Source organism: Rahnella victoriana, from assembly GCF_021276285.1.
Classification (GTDB): domain Bacteria; phylum Pseudomonadota; class Gammaproteobacteria; order Enterobacterales; family Enterobacteriaceae; genus Rahnella; species Rahnella victoriana.
Genome location: NZ_CP089919.1, coordinates 2,203,741 through 2,225,188, shown reverse-complemented (window position 1 = coordinate 2,225,188; position 21,448 = coordinate 2,203,741). Strand labels below are relative to the sequence as shown.

General features: G+C 56.3%; 25 protein-coding genes. 15 read left to right on the top strand and 10 right to left on the bottom strand.

Translation table 11 applies throughout. The features are described 5' to 3' along the window. Positions 1-189: 189 nt before the first annotated feature. The 10 genes from phnF to J9880_RS10295 all read left to right on the top strand — a co-directional run bounded on the left by phnF (position 190) and on the right by J9880_RS10295 (position 8,154). Positions 190-915 (top strand): phosphonate metabolism transcriptional regulator PhnF, encoded by a 726-nt coding sequence (phnF, locus tag J9880_RS10340; protein WP_119823376.1) that lies wholly within the window; start codon positions 190-192, stop codon positions 913-915. Then, positions 916-1,359, top strand: coding sequence for a phosphonate C-P lyase system protein PhnG (gene phnG / locus J9880_RS10335; RefSeq protein WP_095923632.1), 444 nt, complete (start codon positions 916-918; stop codon positions 1,357-1,359). Between the two features lie 3 nt (positions 1,360-1,362). Continuing rightward, the gene (gene phnH / locus J9880_RS10330) at positions 1,363-1,944 is read left to right on the top strand and encodes a phosphonate C-P lyase system protein PhnH (RefSeq protein ID WP_095923633.1); all 582 of its coding nucleotides are present in this window, start codon (positions 1,363-1,365) and stop codon (positions 1,942-1,944) included. Then, the gene (locus tag J9880_RS10325; protein ID WP_232770409.1) at positions 1,944-3,026 is read left to right on the top strand and encodes a carbon-phosphorus lyase complex subunit PhnI; all 1,083 of its coding nucleotides are present in this window, start codon (positions 1,944-1,946) and stop codon (positions 3,024-3,026) included. The genes phnH and J9880_RS10325 overlap by 1 nt, the downstream gene beginning before the upstream one ends. Next, positions 3,016-3,891, top strand: a complete 876-nt coding sequence (locus J9880_RS10320; RefSeq protein ID WP_232770408.1) for an alpha-D-ribose 1-methylphosphonate 5-phosphate C-P-lyase PhnJ — start codon at positions 3,016-3,018, stop codon at positions 3,889-3,891. Before J9880_RS10325 ends, J9880_RS10320 begins: the two co-directional genes overlap by 11 nt. After that, positions 3,891-4,682, top strand: a complete 792-nt coding sequence (phnK, locus tag J9880_RS10315) for a phosphonate C-P lyase system protein PhnK (protein ID WP_232770407.1) — start codon at positions 3,891-3,893, stop codon at positions 4,680-4,682. The genes J9880_RS10320 and phnK overlap by 1 nt, the downstream gene beginning before the upstream one ends. Positions 4,683-4,707: 25 nt before the next feature. After that, positions 4,708-5,415 carry a phosphonate C-P lyase system protein PhnL gene (gene phnL, locus J9880_RS10310; protein WP_232770406.1) on the top strand — a complete coding sequence of 236 codons (708 nt, stop codon included), beginning with the start codon at positions 4,708-4,710 and terminating at the stop codon, positions 5,413-5,415. Next, positions 5,412-6,548, top strand: coding sequence for an alpha-D-ribose 1-methylphosphonate 5-triphosphate diphosphatase (gene phnM, locus J9880_RS10305; protein WP_232770405.1), 1,137 nt, complete (start codon positions 5,412-5,414; stop codon positions 6,546-6,548). The genes phnL and phnM overlap by 4 nt, the downstream gene beginning before the upstream one ends. A 383-nt stretch (positions 6,549-6,931) precedes the next feature. Continuing rightward, the gene (gene phnN / locus J9880_RS10300; protein ID WP_232770404.1) at positions 6,932-7,507 is read left to right on the top strand and encodes a ribose 1,5-bisphosphokinase; all 576 of its coding nucleotides are present in this window, start codon (positions 6,932-6,934) and stop codon (positions 7,505-7,507) included. A gap of 8 nt (positions 7,508-7,515) precedes the next feature. Then, positions 7,516-8,154, top strand: coding sequence for a DapH/DapD/GlmU-related protein (locus tag J9880_RS10295; protein ID WP_095923640.1), 639 nt, complete (start codon positions 7,516-7,518; stop codon positions 8,152-8,154). 75 nt (positions 8,155-8,229) lie between these two features. Here J9880_RS10295 and J9880_RS10290 read toward each other — a convergent pair whose 3' ends face one another. Then, positions 8,230-8,871: a Rossmann-fold NAD(P)-binding domain-containing protein gene (locus J9880_RS10290; RefSeq protein WP_095923641.1), complete on the bottom strand. Its 642-nt coding sequence runs from the start codon at positions 8,869-8,871 to the stop codon at positions 8,230-8,232. A gap of 186 nt (positions 8,872-9,057) precedes the next feature. On the opposite strand from J9880_RS10290, the gene J9880_RS10285 reads away from it, so the two are divergent. Continuing rightward, a complete protein-coding gene (locus J9880_RS10285; protein WP_232770403.1) occupies positions 9,058-9,576 on the top strand; it encodes a type 1 glutamine amidotransferase domain-containing protein in 519 nt (172 codons plus the stop codon). 28 nt (positions 9,577-9,604) lie between these two features. On the opposite strand, the gene J9880_RS10280 is transcribed toward J9880_RS10285, so the two are convergent. Then, positions 9,605-10,045, bottom strand: coding sequence for a YhbP family protein (locus J9880_RS10280; protein WP_095923643.1), 441 nt, complete (start codon positions 10,043-10,045; stop codon positions 9,605-9,607). Between the two features lie 115 nt (positions 10,046-10,160). On the opposite strand from J9880_RS10280, the gene J9880_RS10275 reads away from it, so the two are divergent. Beyond that, positions 10,161-10,463: a GIY-YIG nuclease family protein gene (locus J9880_RS10275; protein WP_095923644.1), complete on the top strand. Its 303-nt coding sequence runs from the start codon at positions 10,161-10,163 to the stop codon at positions 10,461-10,463. A gap of 40 nt (positions 10,464-10,503) precedes the next feature. Here the strand turns inward: J9880_RS10275 and J9880_RS10270 are convergent, their stop codons facing one another. Continuing rightward, positions 10,504-11,007 (bottom strand): GNAT family N-acetyltransferase, encoded by a 504-nt coding sequence (locus J9880_RS10270; protein WP_195818022.1) that lies wholly within the window; start codon positions 11,005-11,007, stop codon positions 10,504-10,506. Next, positions 11,001-11,522, bottom strand: coding sequence for a ubiquinone anaerobic biosynthesis accessory factor UbiT (gene ubiT, locus J9880_RS10265; RefSeq protein ID WP_095923646.1), 522 nt, complete (start codon positions 11,520-11,522; stop codon positions 11,001-11,003). Before ubiT ends, J9880_RS10270 begins: the two co-directional genes overlap by 7 nt. Positions 11,523-11,837: 315 nt before the next feature. Between ubiT and ubiU the strand changes: the two genes are divergently transcribed. Together ubiU and J9880_RS10255 are read left to right on the top strand one after the other, a co-directional pair. Further along, a complete protein-coding gene (ubiU, locus tag J9880_RS10260; RefSeq protein WP_119823392.1) occupies positions 11,838-12,833 on the top strand; it encodes a ubiquinone anaerobic biosynthesis protein UbiU in 996 nt (331 codons plus the stop codon). 13 nt (positions 12,834-12,846) lie between these two features. After that, complete coding sequence (locus J9880_RS10255) at positions 12,847-13,725, top strand: U32 family peptidase (protein ID WP_195818021.1); 879 nt, start codon at positions 12,847-12,849, stop codon at positions 13,723-13,725. A gap of 54 nt (positions 13,726-13,779) precedes the next feature. On the opposite strand, the gene J9880_RS10250 is transcribed toward J9880_RS10255, so the two are convergent. Genes J9880_RS10250 through J9880_RS10240 form a run of 3 tightly spaced genes read right to left on the bottom strand, consistent with a single transcriptional unit; the run spans position 13,780 to position 17,083 of the window. Next, positions 13,780-14,943 (bottom strand): ABC transporter permease, encoded by a 1,164-nt coding sequence (locus tag J9880_RS10250; RefSeq protein ID WP_095923649.1) that lies wholly within the window; start codon positions 14,941-14,943, stop codon positions 13,780-13,782. Continuing rightward, the gene (locus J9880_RS10245; RefSeq protein ID WP_195818098.1) at positions 14,940-16,124 is read right to left on the bottom strand and encodes an ABC transporter permease; all 1,185 of its coding nucleotides are present in this window, start codon (positions 16,122-16,124) and stop codon (positions 14,940-14,942) included. The genes J9880_RS10250 and J9880_RS10245 overlap by 4 nt, the downstream gene beginning before the upstream one ends. Further along, positions 16,109-17,083: an HlyD family secretion protein gene (locus J9880_RS10240; protein ID WP_232770402.1), complete on the bottom strand. Its 975-nt coding sequence runs from the start codon at positions 17,081-17,083 to the stop codon at positions 16,109-16,111. Before J9880_RS10240 ends, J9880_RS10245 begins: the two co-directional genes overlap by 16 nt. Positions 17,084-17,327: 244 nt before the next feature. Here J9880_RS10240 and J9880_RS10235 point away from each other — a divergent pair, with 244 nt between their 5' ends. Beyond that, positions 17,328-18,353, top strand: coding sequence for a luciferase-like monooxygenase (locus tag J9880_RS10235; RefSeq protein WP_095923650.1), 1,026 nt, complete (start codon positions 17,328-17,330; stop codon positions 18,351-18,353). 85 nt (positions 18,354-18,438) lie between these two features. Here J9880_RS10235 and J9880_RS10230 read toward each other — a convergent pair whose 3' ends face one another. The 3 genes from J9880_RS10230 to nlpI all read right to left on the bottom strand — a co-directional run bounded on the left by J9880_RS10230 (position 18,439) and on the right by nlpI (position 21,431). Then, positions 18,439-20,361 carry a DEAD/DEAH family ATP-dependent RNA helicase gene (locus J9880_RS10230; protein ID WP_095923651.1) on the bottom strand — a complete coding sequence of 641 codons (1,923 nt, stop codon included), beginning with the start codon at positions 20,359-20,361 and terminating at the stop codon, positions 18,439-18,441. Beyond that, positions 20,351-20,425, bottom strand: a complete 75-nt coding sequence (gene yrbN, locus J9880_RS25190) for a protein YrbN (protein WP_223499600.1) — start codon at positions 20,423-20,425, stop codon at positions 20,351-20,353. The genes J9880_RS10230 and yrbN overlap by 11 nt, the downstream gene beginning before the upstream one ends. A 121-nt stretch (positions 20,426-20,546) precedes the next feature. Continuing rightward, entirely contained in the window at positions 20,547-21,431 is an 885-nt protein-coding gene (gene nlpI, locus J9880_RS10225) for a lipoprotein NlpI (protein WP_232770401.1), read from the bottom strand. Positions 21,432-21,448 lie beyond the last annotated feature (17 nt).

Below are 21,448 nucleotides of genomic sequence, written 5' to 3'. Positions count from 1 at the left end.
TCAAAATGCCCACACCGTTGACTCCCTTCCAACTCTTCATTTTCCTGCAACCAGACCTTCACCCAATTGTCACTTAGCACGGCCAAGATGATGCCAACGCCACACTGAGGTTTGCATCATGACCCTTTCAGAACGTTTTCAACTTTCCCCTGCCATTGCCCGTTTATCCCGTGCGAGGTATTCATTGTGATGAACTTATCTAGACATCCGACCAGTCATACAACGGTATATCAGCAAATCGCTGCTGAACTGGAACAGGAGCTGCGTAACGGTTACCGCTGCGGCGATTATCTGCCGCCGGAACAACAGCTTGCCGAACGTTTTCAGGTGAACCGCCATACGCTGCGCCGTGCAGTGGATGAACTGGTGGATCGCGGCTGGCTGCAACGCCGTCAGGGCATTGGCACGCTGGTGCTGATGCGGCCTTATGATTATCCGCTGCATTCGCAGGCACGTTTCAGCCAGAACCTGCTGGATCAGGGCAGTCACCCGACCAGCGAACGTCTGCTGGCGGTACTGCGTCCGGCCACCGATCACGTTGCCGCGGCGCTGTCACGTCAGGAGGGCGATACGGTGATCCACCTGCGCACGCTGCGCCGCGTCAACGGCGTGCCGGTCTGCGTGATTGATCACTACCTGCCGGATCTCGACTGGTGGCCTGCGCTGCAAAATTTCCACAGCGGCTCCTTGCACGATTTTATCCGTGAGGAAATTAAGCAAAAGCTCAGCCGCCGTACCACCCGTATCAATGCCCGCCGCGCGCTGGCGAAAGAAAGCAAATTACTCGAAATCGTCCCGCAGGCACCGCTGCTGTGTGTCCGCACCCTGAACATCTGTGAAGGCAGCGATGCGGTGGCGGAATATTCCGTCAGCCTGACGCGCGCCGACATGATCGAACTGACCATGGAGCACTGAATGGATCACCTGCAAACCCGCCAGCGCTGGATGTCGGTGCTGGCTCACAGCCGCCCCGATGAACTGCTTGCGCACTGGCAGCCGCTGAATTTATCACCGCAATTCGAACGTATTCGTGCCCCTGAAACCGGACTGACTCAGCTTCAGGGCCGCATGGGCGCTACCGGCAAACGTTTTGTGATGGGCGATATGACCGTCACCCGCGCCGTCATTCAGTTAGACGGCGGCGTCTACGGCTACAGCTACGTCAGCGGGCGTCATAAACCGCACGCCGAACTGTGTGCAGTGATTGATGCGCTGCTGCAAATGCAGGGCATGGACGAATTGCTGCACAAACGCGTGATTGCCCCGCTGGCCGCGCTGCAACAGGAACGCCGCCAGCAACGCGCCCGTGAAGTGGCTTCCAGCCGCGTCGATTTCTTTACCCTGGTTCGCGGAGAATAACGCATGTCACTAGTTGCCAGTTTTCAACATCCGGTTGCCGATGCACAGTACAGTTTCCGTCGTATTCTCAAGGCGTTAAGTGAGCCGGGTGTCAGCGTGCCGTTGCCTGCCATGCCCGGTTTTGGTGCCTTAGGTTCCGCCAGCGCCTGCGTGCTGCTGACACTTATCGATCAGGACACGCCGCTGTGGCTGAGCGCATCGCTTAACGATGAAATTCTGCGTAAGAACCTGCGCTTTCATACCGGCGCGCTGCTCACCGATGATCCGTCCTCTGTCAGTTTTGCGCTGGCCGATCCGGCGCTCGACAGCGCCACCCTGCTGGCTTTCCCGTGCGGCGATGAGATGTCACCGGAACTGGCGACCAGCGTGATTGTTCAGCTGGAAAGCCTGACCGGCGGCACACCGCTGCGTCTGCGCGGGCCGGGCATTGAAAGCAGCCGCATGATTTCCCCGCAGTTGCCTGATTGTGTCCGCGATTATCTGCTCAACCGCCCTCACCGTTTCCCGCTGGGTCTGGACTTTATGTTCACCTGCGGCGAAGACCTGATTGCCGTGCCGCGCACCACGCGCGTGGAGGTGTGCTGATGTACGTCGCCGTGAAAGGAGGTGAGAAGGCGATTGCCGCCGCTCATCAGTTGCTGGCGCACGAGCGTCGTGGCGACACCGGGGTCAGTGAACTGGGCTGTGACCAGATCGAACAGCAACTGGGTCTGGCGGTAGATCGCGTCATGAGTGAAGGCGGAATTTACGACCGCGAACTGGCGGCGCTGGCGATTAAGCAATCCGGCGGTGATCTGGTGGAAGCCATTTTCCTGCTGCGCGCTTACCGCACCACCCTGCCGCGTCTGGCGACCAGCGAACCGCTGAACACCCGGTCGATGCGTCTGGAACGCCGTATTTCCGCCATTTATAAAGATTTACCCGGCGGTCAGGTACTCGGCCCGACCTACGATTACACCCACCGCCTGCTGGATTTTGCCCTGCTGGCGGAAGGCGAAGCGCCCTTCACACCGGTGGCCGATGAGCCACAGCCCGAAGAGTGCGGCCATGTGTTTGATTTGCTGACGCAACAACAACTGGCGGTGCAGGAGGAAGACGACGGCAGTGAGCCGGAAGATATCACCCGCACGCCCCCGGTGTATCCGGCGTCACGCGCGGCGCGTCTGCAACAACTGGTGCGCGGCGACGAAGGTTTTCTGCTGTCACTGAGTTATTCCACCCAGCGCGGATATGGCCGTACCCATCCGTTTGCCGGTGAAATCCGTACCGGCTGGCTGACCGTGGAAATCGTGCCGGAAGAACTGGGTTTTGCGATTGATATCGGCGAGATCCTGCTGACCGAATGCGAAATGGTGAACGGTTTTATCGCGCCGGAAGACAAGCCACCGCATTTCACCCGGGGCTACGGGCTGGTGTTTGGCCGCGCCGAGCGCAAGGCGATGTCGATGTCACTGGTTGACCGCGCCCTGCAAACCCGCGAATACCACGAACAAATCAGCAGCCCGGCGCAGGATGAAGAATTCGTCTTGTCCCACGCCGATAACGTCGAAGCCGCCGGTTTTGTCTCGCACCTCAAGCTGCCGCATTACGTCGATTTTCAGGCCGAACTGGAGTTATTAAAACGCCTGCGCGCCGCGAAACAACAGGATCCCGCCCATGAACAATAATGCCGCCCACACGATCACCGGTTACAACCACGGTTATCTCGACGAGCAGACCAAACGCATGATCCGCCGTGCGATCCTCAAAGCGGTGGCGATCCCCGGTTATCAGGTGCCGTTCGCCGGTCGCGAGATGCCGATGCCTTACGGCTGGGGCACCGGCGGGATCCAGCTGACCGCCAGCGTGATTGGCGAAAACGACGTGCTGAAAGTGATTGATCAGGGTGCGGATGACACCACCAACGCCGTGTCGATCCGCAAATTCTTCCAGAGCGTCGCCGGCGTGAAAACCACCGGCAAAACCGTGGAAGCCAGCCTGATCCAGACCCGCCACCGCATTCCGGAAACGCCGTTGCAGGAAGATCAGATCCTGATTTTTCAGGTGCCGATCCCTGAGCCGCTGCGCTTTATTGAACCGCGTGAAACGGAAACCCGCAAAATGCACGCGCTGGAAGAGTACGGCGTGATGCAGGTGAAACTGTATGAAGACATCGCGCGCTTCGGGCATATCGCCACCACTTACGCCTATCCGGTGAAAGTGAATGACCGCTACGTGATGGATCCGTCGCCGATCCCGAAATTTGATAACCTGAAAATGAACATGATGCCCGCGTTACAGCTGTTCGGTGCCGGACGTGAAAAACGTATTTACGCCCTGCCGCCGTTCACCAAAGTCGAAAGTCTGGATTTCGACGATCATCCTTTCACCGTCCAGCAATGGGATGAACCCTGCGCGCTCTGCGGTTCACACCACAGCTATCTCGATGAAGTGGTGCTCGACGATCAGGGCAACCGCATGTTCGTGTGCTCCGACACCGATTTTTGCGCTCAGCAGCTTGAGCAACAGGCTTCCAACGAGGGTAACCGCTGATGAACACTCCGTTAAATCTGGCCGCTGAACCCCTGCTGTCGGTGAATAACCTGACCCATCTTTATGCGCCGGGCAAAGGCTTCAGCGATGTGTCGTTCAGTCTGTATCCCGGCGAAGTGCTGGGTATTGTCGGCGAATCCGGCTCGGGCAAAACCACGCTGTTGCAGTCAATTTCCGCCCGTCTCGCACCGCAGCTTGGCAATGTGATTTACAACAACGGTCAGACACCCGCGCAGTCGTTGTATGAGATGGCCGAAAGTGACCGCCGCCGTTTGCTGCGCACCGACTGGGGCGTGGTGCATCAGCATCCGATGGACGGTTTACGCCGCCAGGTTTCGGCCGGGGGCAATATCGGCGAGCGTCTGATGGCGGTCGGTGAACGTCATTACGGCGATATCCGCAAAAAAGCCGGTCAGTGGCTGGAAGATGTCGAAATTCCGGTTTCCCGCATTGATGACCTGCCGACTACGTTTTCCGGCGGGATGCAGCAACGTCTGCAAATCGCCCGCAATCTGGTGACGCATCCGCGGCTGGTGTTTATGGATGAACCGACCGGCGGGCTGGACGTGTCCGTGCAGGCGCGTCTGCTGGATTTACTGCGCACACTGGTGGTGGAAATGCAGCTGGCGGTGGTGATTGTCACCCATGATCTGGGCGTCGCCCGCCTGCTGGCGCACCGTTTGCTGGTGATGAAACAAGGTCAGGTGGTGGAAAGTGGATTAACCGACCGCGTGCTCGACGATCCCCATCATCCGTATACGCAGCTTTTAGTCTCCTCTGTCCTTTCCTAACCCTTTTACACAATGAGTGACCAAAATGACGACGAAGCTCAGGGTCGAAAATCTCAGTAAAACCTTTGTCCTGCATAACCAGAACAGCGCCAGATTGCCGGTGTTCAGCAACGCCAGTCTGACAGTCAGTGCCGGGGAATGCGTGGTGTTGCACGGCCATTCCGGCAGCGGGAAATCCACGTTATTGCGCTCTCTCTACGGCAATTATCTGCCGGACAGCGGCAAGATCTGGGTGGAACATCAGGGACAGCAGATCGATATGGTCAGCGCCGAAGCGCGTGAGATTCTGGCGGTGCGCCGACATACGGTCGGCTGGGTCAGCCAGTTTCTGCGGGTGATCCCGCGTATCAGCGCCCTGAATCTGGTGATGCAGCCGCTGCTGGAACTGGGCGTGGATAAAGCGCAGAGCGAAGCCCGCGCCAGCGCCCTGCTGCGCCATCTGAACGTGCCGGAACGTCTGTGGCATCTTGCCCCGTCGACGTTCTCCGGCGGCGAACAGCAGCGCGTGAATATCGCACGAGGCTTTGTGGTGGATTACCCGGTGCTGTTGCTCGATGAGCCGACCGCCTCGCTGGATGCCACCAATCGCGCGGCGGTGGTGACGCTGATTGAACAGGCCAAAGCGCGCGGTGCGGCGGTGGTCGGGATTTTTCATGATGAAGATGTCCGCGAACGCGTTGCCGATCGTTTGTATGAAATGAGCCATGAAACCGCGCCGGAGATGTCCGCATGATCATTAATAACGTAAAACTGGTGCTCGACGATCAGGTGGTTGAAGGGTCGCTGGAGATGAAAAACGGCGTGATCAGCGCCTTCGCTGACAGCCGCAGTCAGTTGCCACAGGCGCTGGATGCGCAGGGCGGCTGGTTACTGCCGGGTTTAATCGAGCTGCACACCGACAATCTGGATAAATTTTTCACCCCCCGCCCGAAAGTGGACTGGCCTGCACATTCCGCCATGAGCAGCCACGATGCGCTGATGGTCGCCAGCGGCATCACCACGGTGCTGGACGCCGTGGCGGTCGGTGACGTGCGCGACGGCGGCCATCGTCTGGAAAATCTGCAAAAGATGATCGACGCGATTGTGAACAGCCAGAACGCCGGGCTGAACCGCGCCGAGCACCGTCTGCATCTGCGCTGCGAGCTGCCGCATGAGACCACGTTGCCGCTGTTTGAGAAGCTGATGGATACGCCGGTTTTATCCCTGGTGTCGCTGATGGATCACTCGCCGGGTCAGCGCCAGTTCGCCACGCCGCAGAAGTACCGCGAATATTATCAGGGCAAGTACAACCTCAACGACGAACAGATGGACGACTATCAGGAAGAGCAGATCGCCCTGTCGCGCCGCTGGGCACAGCCAAACCGTGAAGCAATTGCCGCCCGCTGCCGTGAGCGCACTATTTCGCTGGCCAGCCACGACGATGCCACCGCCGCGCACGTCGAAGAATCCCTGGCGCTCGGCAGCGTGATCGCCGAATTCCCGACAACGGAAGAAGCCGCGCGCGCCTCTCACGCCAACGGTTTGCAGGTGCTAATGGGCGCTCCCAATATCGTGCGCGGCGGCTCGCATTCCGGCAACGTCGCGGCGCACCATCTGGCGTCTCTGGGGCTGCTGGATATTCTCTCTTCCGATTATTACCCCGCCAGCCTGCTCGACGCGGTGTTCCGCATTGCCACCGATGAGAGCAATGCGTTCAGTTTGCCGCAGGCGGTGAAGCTGGTGACGCGCAATCCGGCTAACGCGCTCGGGTTGCAGGATCGCGGAGAAATTGCCGAAGGAAAACGCGCGGATCTGGTGCTGGCACGGGCGCATGGCGAACATCACTACGTGCAAAACGTCTGGCGTCAGGGCATTCAGGTGTTCTGAAGGGAGGAGAGTTTTGCGCCGGGAGGGGGTTGCAAACCACTCAGATGCCATTAATACCCCACCCCAACCCTCCCCTTCGCAGGGGAGGGAGCTGGCCGGATTCTGGCTCAGCAACCGTGCGTGAGTTTCTGCTCCTCCCCCTGCGAAGGGGGAGGCCGGGAGGGGGTTTAGCAAATCACTCAGGTGCCATTAATACCCCACTCCAGCCCTCCCCTTCGCAGTGGAGGGAGCTGGCCGGATTCTTACTCAGCAACCGTGCCTGAGTTTCTGCTCCTCCCCCTGCGAAGGGGGAGGCTGGGAGGGGGGTTTAGCAAATCACTCAGGTGCCATTAATACCCCAAGGGGTGGGAGCAGGCCGGATTCTTACTCAGTAAGGAGATAAAATGAGTCGTTTACTTTATCTGATGGGCGCTTCGGGATCGGGAAAGGACAGTCTGCTCGACGCCCTGCGCCAGCATTTACCGGCCAATGTCGCGGTGGCGCATCGTTATATCACCCGCCCTGCCGATGCCGGTTCTGAAAATCATATTGCCCTGAGCGAAGCCGAATTTATTCAGCGTCACCGGCAGGGATTGTTCGCGCTGGACTGGTATGCGCACCAGTGCCGGTACGGCGTCGGCATTGAAATCGACCACTGGATGCAACTGGGCTGTCACGTGGTGATCAACGGCTCGCGGGCGCATCTGGAAAAAGCCCGTCAGCGTTATGGTCAGCGGCTGGTGCCGGTATGTCTGCTGGTGTCTGAAACCGTGCTGGTGGAACGTCTGACGCGGCGCGGACGCGAAGACGCGGCGCAGGTTGCCGGCCGTCTTCAGCGCGCCAGAGAATATGCCAGTGCGCTGCCTGCCGGCTGTCATCTGCTGAACAACGACGGCGCATTGCAGGAAACGTTACAGCATTTACTGGCGATCCTTTCGCTGCCGGTGAATGCCTACATTTATCCCGTTACTTCATCATGAAGGATATTATGAGCGACATTATTTCTCCGTTTTCACCGGCAGATGATCAGGATTATGCACGGGCTAAAATCGGTCAGCAGGTGGAACTGAACCGCTCGCAACTCGGACAGTACGTGCATATTGCCGATAACGCGATCATCGAAGAGACGCAGATCGGCGATTATTCTTACACCGCCGGAAACAATCAGATCTTCTATGCCACGATCGGCAAATTTGTATCGATCGCCACGTATGTGCGGATCAATCCCGGCAATCATCCGACTTATCAGCGTGTGGCGCAGCACCATTTTACTTATCGCAGTTCAGCCTACGGACTGGGGGAGGACGATCAGGATTTCTTCAACTGGCGGCGTGAGCATCACGTCACGGTGGGAAATGATGTGTGGATTGGCCATAACGCGGTGCTGATGCCCGGCGTCAGCGTCGGCAATGGCGCAGTGATCGGCACCTCAGCGGTGGTGACCAAAGACGTCGAGCCGTATGCCATCGTCGCCGGTGTCGCCGCCAAAAAGATCGGCATGCGCTTTGACGACACGATGATCGCCCGGATCGAGAAAAGTCAGTGGTGGGACTGGGATCATGACACGCTGAAAGAAAGGATGCCGGACTTCAGGGATCTGGCCGTGTTTGCGGAAAAGTATTTGTGAGGACCGACAGGCAGAAAATTCGCGTTTTTTGCCTGATACCTTATCACACGGATCCGGCTGAGCGGATCCCGCGAATTAAAGATCTTCGATACTGGCCGCAATCTGATCGGATTCCAGCACGGTAATGCCGCCCAGACCGGCGTTAAATGCCTGCTCCTGCAAGGCTTTCGCCACAATGTCTGAATCGATGGCTTTCCATTTACCCGGCAGCATTTTAAATAACGGCGCGCTGAGTTGCTCGAGCAGGCGCGGCGGATGACGTTTGCCCACCAGCAATGAGGGACGGACCAGCGTCAGCAACGGCCATCCCTGCTGCATCAGCGCCAGTTCCATTTCGCCTTTGGTACGGTTATACAGAAAACGCGAGCGTGCATCCGCGCCGTGCGCACTGACCGCCAGACAATGGCGCGCACCCAGCTCCCGCGCGGCCTTGGCGCAGTCGACCACCAGATCGTAATCCACCGCCCGGAAGGCCTGCGCACTGCCCGCCTGTTTACGCGTGGTACCCAGACAGCAGAACAGCAAATCGACAGGTTCATCCAGCGCCACCACCAGCGACGTCAGATTATTGCCCAGCGGGTTGATTAATTTATTGCCCGGCGGCAGCGGATGGCGGCTCGGTGCCACAATGCGGCTGACCCGCGGATCAAGCTGTAACAGGCGTAAAAGCTCGCGCCCAATCAGACCACTTCCGCCCAGCAGAAGAACTTTTGCCATATCACTTCCTTTTAAATAACGGCACACAATCGCAGAGAATTGAAGTGTTACCCGAATGTGAATATCACGCTATAAGACAGTTCCTGTTACCTGCCCGAACTCGGACGAATCCAGTTTGATCTGACCACGGCGGAGTCCTAGGCTTAAGAGTGCATGATGAAAAACACATTCTCAGCAGGAGGAACCATGAGCAAGAAAATAGCGGTACTCGTCACTGATGAATTTGAAGATGCAGAATTCACCTCGCCCGCCGAGGCTTACCGCAAGGCGGGGCATCAGATCGTCACTATCGAGAACAAAGCGGGTAACGTCGTCAAAGGGAAACAGGGCAAAGCGTCCGTCACCATTGATAAATCGATCGATGAAGTGAAAGTGTCAGACTTTGACGCCCTGTTGCTGCCGGGCGGACATTCGCCGGATACCCTGCGCGGCGACGACCGTTTTGTCGCATTCACCCGGGCGTTCGCCGAAAGCGGCAAACCTATATTTGCCATCTGCCACGGCCCGCAGTTACTGATTAACGCCGATGTCGTGCGCGGCCGTAAACTCACCACGGTGAAACCGGTGGTGGTGGATGTGAAAAATGCCGGTGCCGAGTTTTACGATAAAGAAGTGGTGGTCGATCAGGATACGCTGGTCACCAGCCGCACACCGGATGATCTGCCTGCGTTTAACCGTGAATCCCTGAGGATTCTGGCCGCGTAGTCCCGACGCCCCTCTCCGCGCAGAGGGGCTATTCCCCTTCCCGATCCCACAGCAGTTTCTTGCCAAATCCCAGCGCGTTATCGGTCATTTTGATGTGACGGAGTTTCAGCGCCCAGACCGGTGCTTTCATGGCGATGGCGACCGGAAAATGTTTGCAGTACAGATGGCGGGCATGACGTTCTTCTTCCCCCGCCAGCACGGTGGCTTCACCGCGGTACTGAATGCCTTTGATCAGCGCGATGGTTTTCGGGTGCGGCGCAATGGTGCCGACAATCTGTGGTGAGCGGGACATCAGCGTGCCGTGCAGGGTTTTCAGCTCGGTCATGAAATACAGCGTCATGCGGTCTGCGTCGGTGACGTAAAAACAATTGGCGCTCCACATCTCACCGTCAGCGGCGGCACACAGCGCCAGCACATGATTTTTTTTTAGAAACGTCAGGATATGTTTCAGGTCATCAGGGTTATTCATCGCCGGTCCTTATTGTCATTTCTGACAGTTTAACGCTGTATGCCAATGTTTTGCCTCACTCTGTTGTGCCTTTCGGGTAAACTTACATAACCTTTTCTTTCCGGTACCCGCGCTTATGTCCGCCACCGCTCACTGGTTTTTATATATGCTGAGAACCCCGACCGGTATGCTTTATACCGGCATCACCACCGACGTAACACGGCGTCTCGGCCAGCATCAGTGCGGAAAAGGCGCGAAGGCATTGCGCGGAAAAGGGGAATTGCAGCTGGCGTTCCATTGCCAGGCCGGTGACCGTTCGCTGGCGTCCAGACTGGAGCTGAAAGTTAAAAAGCTGAGTAAGGCGCAGAAAGAATTGCTGGTCCGCAACGCACCGGCATGTCTGGAAAACTATCTGGGATTGACGGAAGACGGAAAATGAAAAAGGCCGGGGATCCGGCCTTTGCTGTCTCTGAAAAGATTCAGAAACGATTGAACGCTGACGGAAAGACCACTTCACCGCTGGCGTCAGTCAGTGCATCGTCCGACAGGGTAAACAGCTGGAAAGCGGCTTCGGTGCCGATCCAGCGGCAGCGCAGGCCGTGAACGGCAGCAGGTTTGAAACCGAAACGGTTGTAATACGCAGGGTCGCCAAGCACCACGACAGCGGCGTAACCGAATTCATTCAGGGAATCTAACCCTTCATACACCAGTTTTTCGCCCAGCCCCTGACCGCGCAGGGATTGTTCCACCGCCAGCGGCGCCAGCGCCACCCAGTTGCGGTCTTCGCCCTGAATGTCCACCGGACAAAACGCCACATAACCGACCACGCCGCCTTCATCATCCGTGGCAACCACGCCCAGCGTCAGCAGGCCATCTTCGCGTAATTCCTGCACCAGATCGGCTTCTGCGCCGGTGGGGAATGAGGCACGCAACAGGCGGTCTATGCCCGCGGCATCGACCGGAATTTCAGTACGGATTAACATGGCTCAGCTACCGGAGCTTGCGGCTCGCGGTCCTCTTGCAGTCCCGCTTCGACGAAATCGGCCAGACGCAGCAGACCGTTTTTCAACAACAGCGGCATGGTATCGAGATCGATAGAATCCATCAGGTTTTTCACATACAGACCCAGCTCAGTGTCGCCTTCAATGTGCAGACGGCGCTGGAAGAACAGCGTATCCGGGTCTTCTTTACGGGCGGCGATCAGGATCAGATCATTCGCCGTGCCGCTGAAACTGACATCGGCGTCGCCCTGTTCGGCGATCACCAGCTTGCCTTCTTCCACTGACATCAGCCAGCTCAGATTCAGATCGCTGACCTCAATTTTTAACCAGCGGTCCTCGAGGAAATCCAGTTCACCATCCGCCAGCGCCTGACGAAGCTGCCAGCTCAGCACCTGTTGCAAAACCTGTCGCTGCAACGCAAACGGCGTGAATTTCAAGGGCACACTCAACAGGGATGGCCCCTGACGGACCATACGTGCACGTAGTTTTTGCAACACTGGCACTACTCCTTTCGGTAACTTTTCGGCAAGTTTTAAGGCAGTTATACGGCCTATTTTGCCATAACGTCGGTATTGTTCAGCGGTCTACATCAATAAATACTGCAACAGAAAAACGCCACGTACAACCTCCCCGACAATGGTATGCCTTTCAACGCCGCAGAAACTGCCTCAAATCAAAATATTGCATCCATAGCTTCTCTAAAATAGTTCGCCAATCAAAGCCCTGACTGATGAATGAATGACGTCGGCAACTGGCTTTTCATCACCCCCAACCCTTCAGCTCTGGCTGGCCGGTTGCAGTAAGGAACGAGAATGGAGCTACTTTGCCCGGCAGGGAATTTACCTGCGCTGAAAGCGGCGATCGACAATGGCGCGGATGCGGTTTATATCGGTCTGAAAGATGACACCAACGCCCGCCATTTCGCCGGTCTGAATTTCACGGAGAAAAAGCTGCAGGAAGCCGCCAGTTACGTCCACCGTCACCGCCGCAAACTGCATATCGCCATTAATACGTTTGCGCACCCCGACGGTTATCAGCGCTGGGAACGCGCCATTGATATGGCCGCGCAGCTCGGCGCAGATGCCCTGATTCTGGCGGATCTGGCGATGCTTGATTATGCCGCGAATAAATATCCCCACGTTGAGCGCCATGTGTCGGTGCAGGCGTCTGCCACTAACGATGAGGCGATCCGTTTCTATAAACGTAACTTTGATGTCGCCCGCGTGGTGTTGCCGCGCGTGCTTTCCATGCATCAGGTGCGTCAGCTTTCCCGTACCACCGTGGTGCCGCTGGAAGTGTTCGCCTTCGGCAGCCTGTGCATTATGGCCGAAGGTCGCTGTTATCTGTCGTCCTATCTGACCGGCGAATCACCGAATACCGTCGGTGCCTGTTCACCGGCACGGTTCGTGCGCTGGCAGCAAACCGCGCAGGGCATGGAATCACGCCTGAATGATGTGCTGATCGACCGTTATGACGAAGGCGAAAACGCCGGTTATCCGACGCTGTGTAAAGGCCGTTATCTGGTGGATGGCGCGAAATATCATGCGCTGGAAGAGCCGACCAGCCTGAATACGCTGGAATTATTACCGGAGCTGTTTGCCGCCAATATTGCCTCGGTGAAAATTGAAGGGCGTCAGCGCAGCCCGGCCTATGTCAGCCAGGTGGCGCGCGTCTGGCGTGCGGCGATTGACCGCTGTATGGCCGATCCGCAGCACTTCAAAACCGATGAAGCCTGGATGAAGACGCTGGGTGCCATGTCTGAGGGCACACAAACGACGCTCGGTGCTTATCACCGCAAGTGGCAGTAATAAAGAGACGATGATGAAATATTCTTTGGGTGCCATCCTGTATTACTGGCCGAAAGCGCAGGTTGAAGACTTTTATCAGGCCGCCGCCGCCAGCAGCGCGGATGTGATTTATCTCGGCGAAAATGTGTGCAGCAAACGCCGTGAGATGAAGGTGAATGACTGGCTGGAGATCGCCCGCCAGCTGGCCGCGACCGGCAAGCAGGTGGTCATTTCCACGCTGGCATTGTTGCAGGCACCGTCCGAACTCAACGAACTGAAACGTTATGTGGAAAACGGCGAGTTTTTGCTGGAAGCCAATGATTTCGGCGCGGTAAACATGGCGGCGGAACGTAACCTGCCGTTTGTCGTCGGCCATGCGCTGAACTGCTATAACGCGGTCACGCTGAAATTGCTGCATAAACAAGGCATGGTGCGCTGGTGTATGCCGGTCGAGCTTTCCCGCGACTGGCTGGTGAATCTGCTGAACCAGTGTCAGGATCTGGGCATCCGCGATAAGTTTGAAGTGGAAGTATTGTCATACGGGCATCTGCCGCTGGCCTATTCGGCGCGCTGTTTTACCGCACGTTCTGAAAACCGGGCGAAGGATGAATGCGAAACCTGCTGCATCCATTATCCGCAGGGCCGGAAAATGCTGTCACAGGAAAATCAGCAGGTGTTTGTGCTTAACGGCATTCAGACCCAGAGCGGTTATTGCTATAACCTCGGCAATGAACTGACGTCGATGCAGGGACTGGTGGATATCGTGCGTCTGTCGCCGGAAACCCCGGACACGCTCGCCACACTGGAAGCCTTCCGCAACAACGAGCGCGGGTTACAGCCTCTCACCCTCACCGATAAAGCCGACTGTAACGGCTACTGGCAGCGTGTGGCCGGGCTGGAATTACGTCAGTAAGCGCACGCTGACAACATGAAAAAGGGAGATGGCCTGGCGGTCATCTCCCTTTTTTTATGCGTGCGGAGGTTTCGGCCTGAACATCGCCCGCAACCGGACGCCATCGCGCAGCATGCCCACCGCAATGCCAATAAAGGTGTAAAAGCCACAAAGGATCAGCAGCATCAGAATGTCGCCGCCGACGTCTTTGAACGGCAATCCCATCTGATTCACGCCAGCAATCGCCTTGGTCGCCCACGTTGAAGGCAGCATCGAAGAGATCGCCCTGACCCACGCAGGCATCGCCTGTAACGGCCAGATGGTGCCGGAAATGTAGAACACCGGCGTGGTCAGAAACGCCAGCGTCAGGTAGATCAGCTCCACGCTGCGCAGACATTCTGTCACCAGCTTTCCAAGCCCCAGCACCGCCAGCAGGAACGGGAAGGTCAGCAGCAGGATCTCCGGAATACTGGCGGTCTGCCGGTAGCCCAGCACCCAAGGCCACAGCACAAATAACACGATCGACAGAAACAGCCAGACCGGGATTAGCGCCGAAATGCCGCCCAGAAACGCCGGGATCGCCGGTTTCCCAGACGGGCCGCTGTTGAGCACAATGCTGACGCGTACGCTGGCGATCAGCAAGGAGTGCTGCAATAACATCACCAGCAAGCCGGGGAAAATAATCGCCGCAAAGCTGATGCCGGGGTTAAACACATCAAGAGACTGGCCGAGGATCGGTGAAAGCACCACGCTGGCCTGTCGCTCGCTGAAACCGTTGCTGAGCAGCAGATCGGTGTTGTACTGCGTGAGGATCGACTGATACGCCGACAGCACGTCCTGCTGGATCTGACCGTTCGCCAGCCGGTTGGTGGCATCGCCATACACCGGGATCACGATGTTTTGCCCGGCGAGGATCTTCTTCTCCAGATCGACCGGCATAATAATCACCGCGAACAATTTCCGCAGCGCCAGATCGTGTTCCGCCTCAGCCAGATTGTCGTAAGCCACCGTGGCGATTTTCGATCCCGCATCGAGCTGGCGCGCCAGCATACGGCTGGCCGTGCTGTGATCCTGGTCGATCACGGCCACCGGCAAATCCCACACCGTGCGGTTGGCATACACCAGACTCATCACGCACAGCGAAAGCAGCAGCATCATCCACATCGGCTTATCGAGCAATCCGGTCAGCACTTTACTGAACGTTTTCCACCAGGTTTTACACCACTCGCGACCGGTCATTGGCCTGGCTCCTGTTGTTTCATCCGCATATACAGGCGCTTGCGCACCAGCAGGCTGGTCAGTAACGGATAGATCAGCAGTATGCAGCACACCATCAGTATGCCGCGCACCGAGACTTCGCGCAGGAAGACGTCAAACATGGCGGCCAGCGCGTAACTCAGCGGTTCGATACCCGAAATAATCCGCGCAGGCAGCGGCATCGACAAGACCGGGATCGCCATGCCGGAAAACGTCAGCGCGATACTGACGAAAATCCCCATCATGGTGTATGCCGTGATGGTGGTTTTGGTGAAAGTGAACAGCAGCAAACCGAGACTTTGCGCGGCGATGACATAGAAGAAACCAATCACCAGCATATACAACGGATTACCGCTGACACGCGCATCGAAAAAGCCCACCAGCATGGCGATTTCTACCATCAGTAAGGTGGTGAAACACAAAGTGTAGGGGGCGAGTTTGCCGAGCAGCGCCAGGGTGAAAGACGGCGCACTGAGTAACGCCTGACTGCGCGCCATCACGTAAATCATGCAGGTCACGGTGAACAGTTGCAGCAGATGGATGGTCGCCGCAAATTGCTGATAATAAATGTAACTGCCGCTGGCATTGAACAGGCTGCCGTAAGAGACGTCGACGCTGGCCAGCGACGGCAGCGTTTTGCCAATTTTCGTCGCTATTATAGAACGGTAGCTGGTGTTAAGTTCGGTGATCAGCCCGCTGAAATCCTGAGTGGAATACAGGCCGGCACCGTAAAATAAGGCGTTGTAATAGAGCACGGCGCTGGGTTGTTTTCCCGCCAGCACGTCCGCTTCAAAATCATCAGGAATATACAACAGGGCGTAATCCTGCGCGGTACGCAGACGGTATTCCGCCTCCGGTAATCCGCCCGCAAAAGCCTGCACATGCGCGTGTGATCCGGCATCCAGTTTGCGGGTCAGCGTTTTCGACAGCGAACTGTGATCGTTATCCACCACCGAGACCGGCAAATCCAGCAAGGTGCCTTCAGAGAAGTTACTGCTGATCAGGCCGAACAACAGCAAAGGAAAAATCCAGCACAGCCAGTGGATCACCGGCTTGCGGAAAGCATGTCGGGTCTCGCGGGTAAAAGCACGACTGAAACAGCGCCATGCGGCTTTTATCCTTTCGCTGCGCGGCGCTTTAACCGGCTTCACTTCGCCTTCCATTGCCACAACGCGCTCATGCCCTGACGCAGGCCGGCCACAGGCTTCGCGGGATACAGACGCACTTCAAAGGTTTTCAAATCGAAGTCACCGGTCGCGCGCGTGGCACGTTTGGTGGCGTAATCACCGAGTGGCGCAATGTAGCGCACTTCAGCTTCAATCATCTGGTTATTCAGCGCGGGAACGCGCATCTGCACTTTGTCGCCCTTTCGCACGCCTGCCAGAATATCTTCCCGCAGGTTAAACACGAAATAGGCATCCGGCAGACGGACTAACGTCAGCAACGGGCTGGAAGCGCTTTGCAGCTCGCCCACTTCCACCGGGATCGGCCCGACCTCGCCATCAACCGGCGCTTTGACCTGTAAATCATCGGTTTGCGCTTTCACTTCCAGCAGATCTTCTTCCGCCTGCCGCAACTGCGCGGCATAGCTTTCGCGCTGTTCGACACGGTCGCCGTTCACGCCTTCGTCCAGATTGGCTTTGGCGACTAATACCTGCTGATAGGCACTGTCACGGGCACGGCGGGAATCTTCTAAATCAGAAGCCGAAATAAACCCTTTCGCGGCCACTTTGGCGTTACGGTTGTAGAGGTCACGGGCATTGATGTATTCCGCCTGAGACTGCGCCAGCGTCGCCTTCAGGTTACGGATACTTTCTTCGCGGGTGCCGTTAACGGAGAGATCAAGCTGAGCTTTTGCCTGATCGCGGGCAGCTTCGGCGGCGCGTAACTGCGCCATCAGCTCAGGGCTGTCGAGGGTGATCAACAGCTGTCCGGCTTTAACATCGTCGCCGCGCTCCACATGGCGTTCAATCACACGGCCTTTGGCTTTCGACGCCACAATCACTTCCGGCGCGTCAACTTCGCCCTGTAACAACAGATCCTGATTGTGCGCACGAAACAGCACCGCCAGAGAAACCGCGACTGCAACCAGCAGCAGGGTCAGTAAAATTCGTTTACTCATCGGTGCGACATCCTTTTTGTTCGCCAGATTCAATAATAACGGGGTGAACAGAGAGTTTTTAACACAAAACAACATATTGGCCGAAATGATAGTTTAAGTTATTTCAGTCTGTTTTTAGGATGTTTAAACGGCATGTAAGGGCACAAATGCCGTATTCAATACGGCATTATTGGGTAATACTCGTTCTAATTATGAGCGGAGTGAATGCTTCTCCCCTCACCTCCATCAAGAGTGAGCCGCGATTATGTCTGATAAAAATACCGTTCCCCTTTCCGTGCTCGACCTGGCTCCCGTTCCGCAAGGTGCCGATCCTGCCCGCGCCTTCCAGTGTTCACTGGAACTGGCGCAGAACGCGGAAAAATGGGGCTATCAACGTTACTGGATGGCTGAGCATCACAACATGACCGGCATTGCCAGCGCGGCCACTTCCGTGCTGCTGGGCTATATTGCGGGCGGCACGAAAACCATCCGCGTCGGTTCCGGCGGCGTGATGCTGCCCAACCACTCACCGCTGGTGATTGCTGAACAGTTCGGCACGCTCGCCACGCTGTATCCGAACCGTGTGGATCTGGGGCTGGGCCGCGCGCCGGGCACCGATCAGCGTACGATGATTGCACTGCGCCGCCATCTTTCCGGTGAGGTCGATAATTTCCCGCAGGATGTACAGGAATTGCAGCTGTATTTCGGCGACGTTCAGCCGCAGCAGGCCGTTCAGGCGGTGCCGGGACAAGGTTTACATGTGCCAATATGGTTACTGGGTTCAAGCCTGTACAGCGCCCAGCTGGCGGCGGCGCTTGGGTTGCCGTTTGCCTTCGCCTCGCACTTCGCGCCGGACATGCTTTATCAGGCACTGGCGATTTATCGCAGCAAATTCCAGCCTTCAGCACAGCTTGAGAAACCGCATGCGATGGTCTGTATCAATGCTATCGCCGCGGATACAGATGAAGAAGCGCGCCGCATGTTTACCTCCAACCAGCAGCAGTTCATTAATCTGCGTCGCGGAATGCCGGGCAAACTGCCTGCACCGGTCGATAACATCGAAAGCTTGTGGTCAGCTCAGGAACGCTTTGGTGTGGATAATGCGTTGCGCATGTCGGTGGTCGGTAATCAGGAGACGGTGCGTCAGGGTCTGCAAAACATTCTGCGCGAAACCGAAGCCGATGAACTGATGATCAACGGCCAGATTTTTGATCATCAGGCACGTCTGCATTCCTTTGAAATCGTTTCGCAGTTGCAGGGTGAACTGGTCAAAGAACAGCGCATCAGCTAATCGCTTTCCTGAATTCAGGACGAAAAAAAACCAGCCGGTGAAGGCTGGTTTTTTATTATCTGACGTTCAGCGAACTGAATGCAGATTATGCGTCAGAAGTACGACGTGGTGCGCGGCTTGGCGGACGACGGTCGCCAGCAGCTGAAGAACCTTCACGACGATCACCGCTGAAAGAACGTGGAGCACCGTTACCACGGCCACCTTCACGACGTTCACCGTTGAATGGACGCGGAGCACCGTTACCACGACGCTCACCCCCAGCACCGGCCGGACGATCACGACGTGGAGCTTGTGGCACCGCATCACCGATCAGCTGCATGTTCATCGGTTTGTTCAGGATACGCGTACGGGTGAAGTGAGACAGGATCTCGCCCGGCATACCTTTCGGCAGTTCGATAGTAGAGTGCGTACCGAACAGCTTGATGTTACCGATGTAACGGCTGCTGATGTCGCCTTCGTTAGCGATAGCGCCAACGATGTGACGAACTTCAACACCATCATCACGACCCACTTCGATGCGATACAGTTCCATTTCGCCAGCGTCACGACGCTCACGACGAGGGCTGTCGCCATCACGTGCAGGACGGTCATTGCTGCGAGCCGGACGGTCACGACGATCGCCACGATCACCGCGGTCGCCACGGTCTTCAAATTCACGACGTGGTGGACGGCTTTTGAAGACCGGATCCGCTGCAACGATCAGAGGACGTTCGCCCTGTGCCATTTTCAGCAGTGCCGCAGCCAGTGTTTCCACATCCAGCTCTTCTGCAGGTTGCAGTTTCGCCAGCAGCGCACGGTACTGATCCAGATCACTGCTTTCCAGTTGTTGCTGAACTTTCGCTGCAAACTTAGCCAGACGACGTTCGCCCAGAACTTCTGCAGTTGGGATTTCAACTTCCGGAATGGTCAGCTTCATGGTGCGTTCAATGTTACGCAGCAGACGACGTTCACGGTTCTCAACGAACAGTAATGCGCGACCTGCACGGCCAGCACGACCGGTACGACCGATACGGTGAACGTAAGATTCTGAGTCCATCGGAATGTCGTAGTTAACAACCAGGCTGATACGTTCTACGTCAAGACCACGTGCTGCCACGTCGGTTGCGATCAGAATGTCCAGACGGCCATCTTTCAGACGTTCCAGAGTCTGCTCACGCAGCGCCTGGTTCATGTCACCGTTCAGTGCAGCGCTGCTGTAGCCGCTACGTTCCAGGGCTTCAGCCACTTCCAGGGTCGCGTTTTTGGTACGAACGAAGATAATCGCCGCATCAAAATCTTCTGCTTCCAGGAAACGTACCAGCGCTTCGTTTTTACGCAGGCCGTACACAGACCAGTAGCTCTGGCTGATGTCAGGACGGGTTGTCACGCTTGACTGGATGCGCACTTCCTGAGGCTCTTTCATGAAGCGACGGGTAATGCGACGGATAGCTTCTGGCATGGTTGCAGAGAACAACGCGGTCTGATGTTCAGCCGGGATCTGCGCCATGATAGTTTCGACGTCTTCGATGAAGCCCATACGCAGCATTTCATCGGCTTCGTCCAGCACCAGACCGCTCAGGTTAGAGAGGTTCAGGGTGCCGCGTTTCAGGTGGTCCAGCAGACGGCCCGGTGTACCCACAACAACTTGTGGTCCCTGACGCAGTGCGCGCAACTGGACGTCATAGCGCTGGCCGCCGTAAAGGGCAACCACATTCACGCCATGCATGTGTTTAGAGAAATCAGTCATTGCTTCAGCAACCTGAACCGCCAGTTCGCGGGTCGGTGCCAGAACAAGAATTTGTGGTGCTTTCAGTGAAGCATCAATGTTGTGCAGCAGCGGTAAGGAGAATGCAGCTGTTTTACCGGAACCAGTCTGAGCCATACCCAGAACGTCGCGGCCATTTAACAGGTGAGGAATACACTCAGCCTGGATTGGTGAAGGTTTTTCGTAGCCCAAATCAGTCAGGGCAGAAATGATCGGAGCAGACAGCCCCAGGTCAGCAAAAGAGGTTTCAAGCTCAGTAGTCATGTACACGTGCCTCATTAATAATGGCAGCCAGTCTACATAACTCGTCGAGAAAATTTTCAGTCATTTTCATTGAAAAGTGTGAACCGGCTCAAATTAGATTATAAAACGAACAAAGCAACCCTCGCCCGTTAAGGCGCTTAAAAATGGTAAAAACCATGATTAATCAGGCTGATTGGTGTCGTCAGCTATTGCTGGTCCGATTCTGATAGGTCGTCTTGCTCATGGCCCAAAAGCGCCAATTCCAACAATGCATAGCGGTGCTCAACAAAGTTATGAACGTTGTTAGCTACCGTCAGTTTGAACAGTGCCGCAGCGCTGTTCTTGTCCCCCAGACTTAGGTAATGCTTACCTAAATAGAAGTCAGTTTCACTGAGATGCTCAGCGAGCGAAGTGTTATCCGTTGCTTCTGCCTTGAGGCGTTCCATCAGCGTAGATTCGCTGATTTTGCCCAGGTAGAATTCGACGATATTCCATCCCCATTGCCCTTTGTCCGCTTTGTCATAACGCTGTTGCAGCGCTACGTCGGCATTCTTCGGATTGATTTCTCGCTCCGCAAGATAAAGCCATAACGAACGGAAGGGATCATTTGGATCGTCTCGATAAAACGCCTGCAGATCATCCTGCGCTAACGAGAATCGGCCACCGTAATACAGGGCGATACCTCGGTTCAAACGCGCGTAGTTGTAAGTTGGATCAAGCTCTAGTACAGAATCAAACGCTTCATAGGCAGCATCGAAATTGCCTGCCTGCGTTAGGTAAATCCCCAGGTAGTTAAAAACTTCTGGCATATCAGGACGAATAGACAGCGCTTGTGAAAAATCATTTCGCGCCAGTGCTCTTAGCCCGAGACTATCATACAGCACACCGCGCTCATATAATAGCTGTGCTCTCTCATCATCGGTTAATGACCGACTGGCAAGTATTTGTTCCATGCGTGCCAGGATGACTTCCTGCTGCAACGTCGGCTGCAACGGAATCGCCAGAACTTCATTTTTACGCCAATCATGGTTGCTGCATCCTGCCAACATAAGTGCTGTCGCAACATAACACCAGCGCAAGAAAGGCTTCATTTCTACTCCCGGAGACA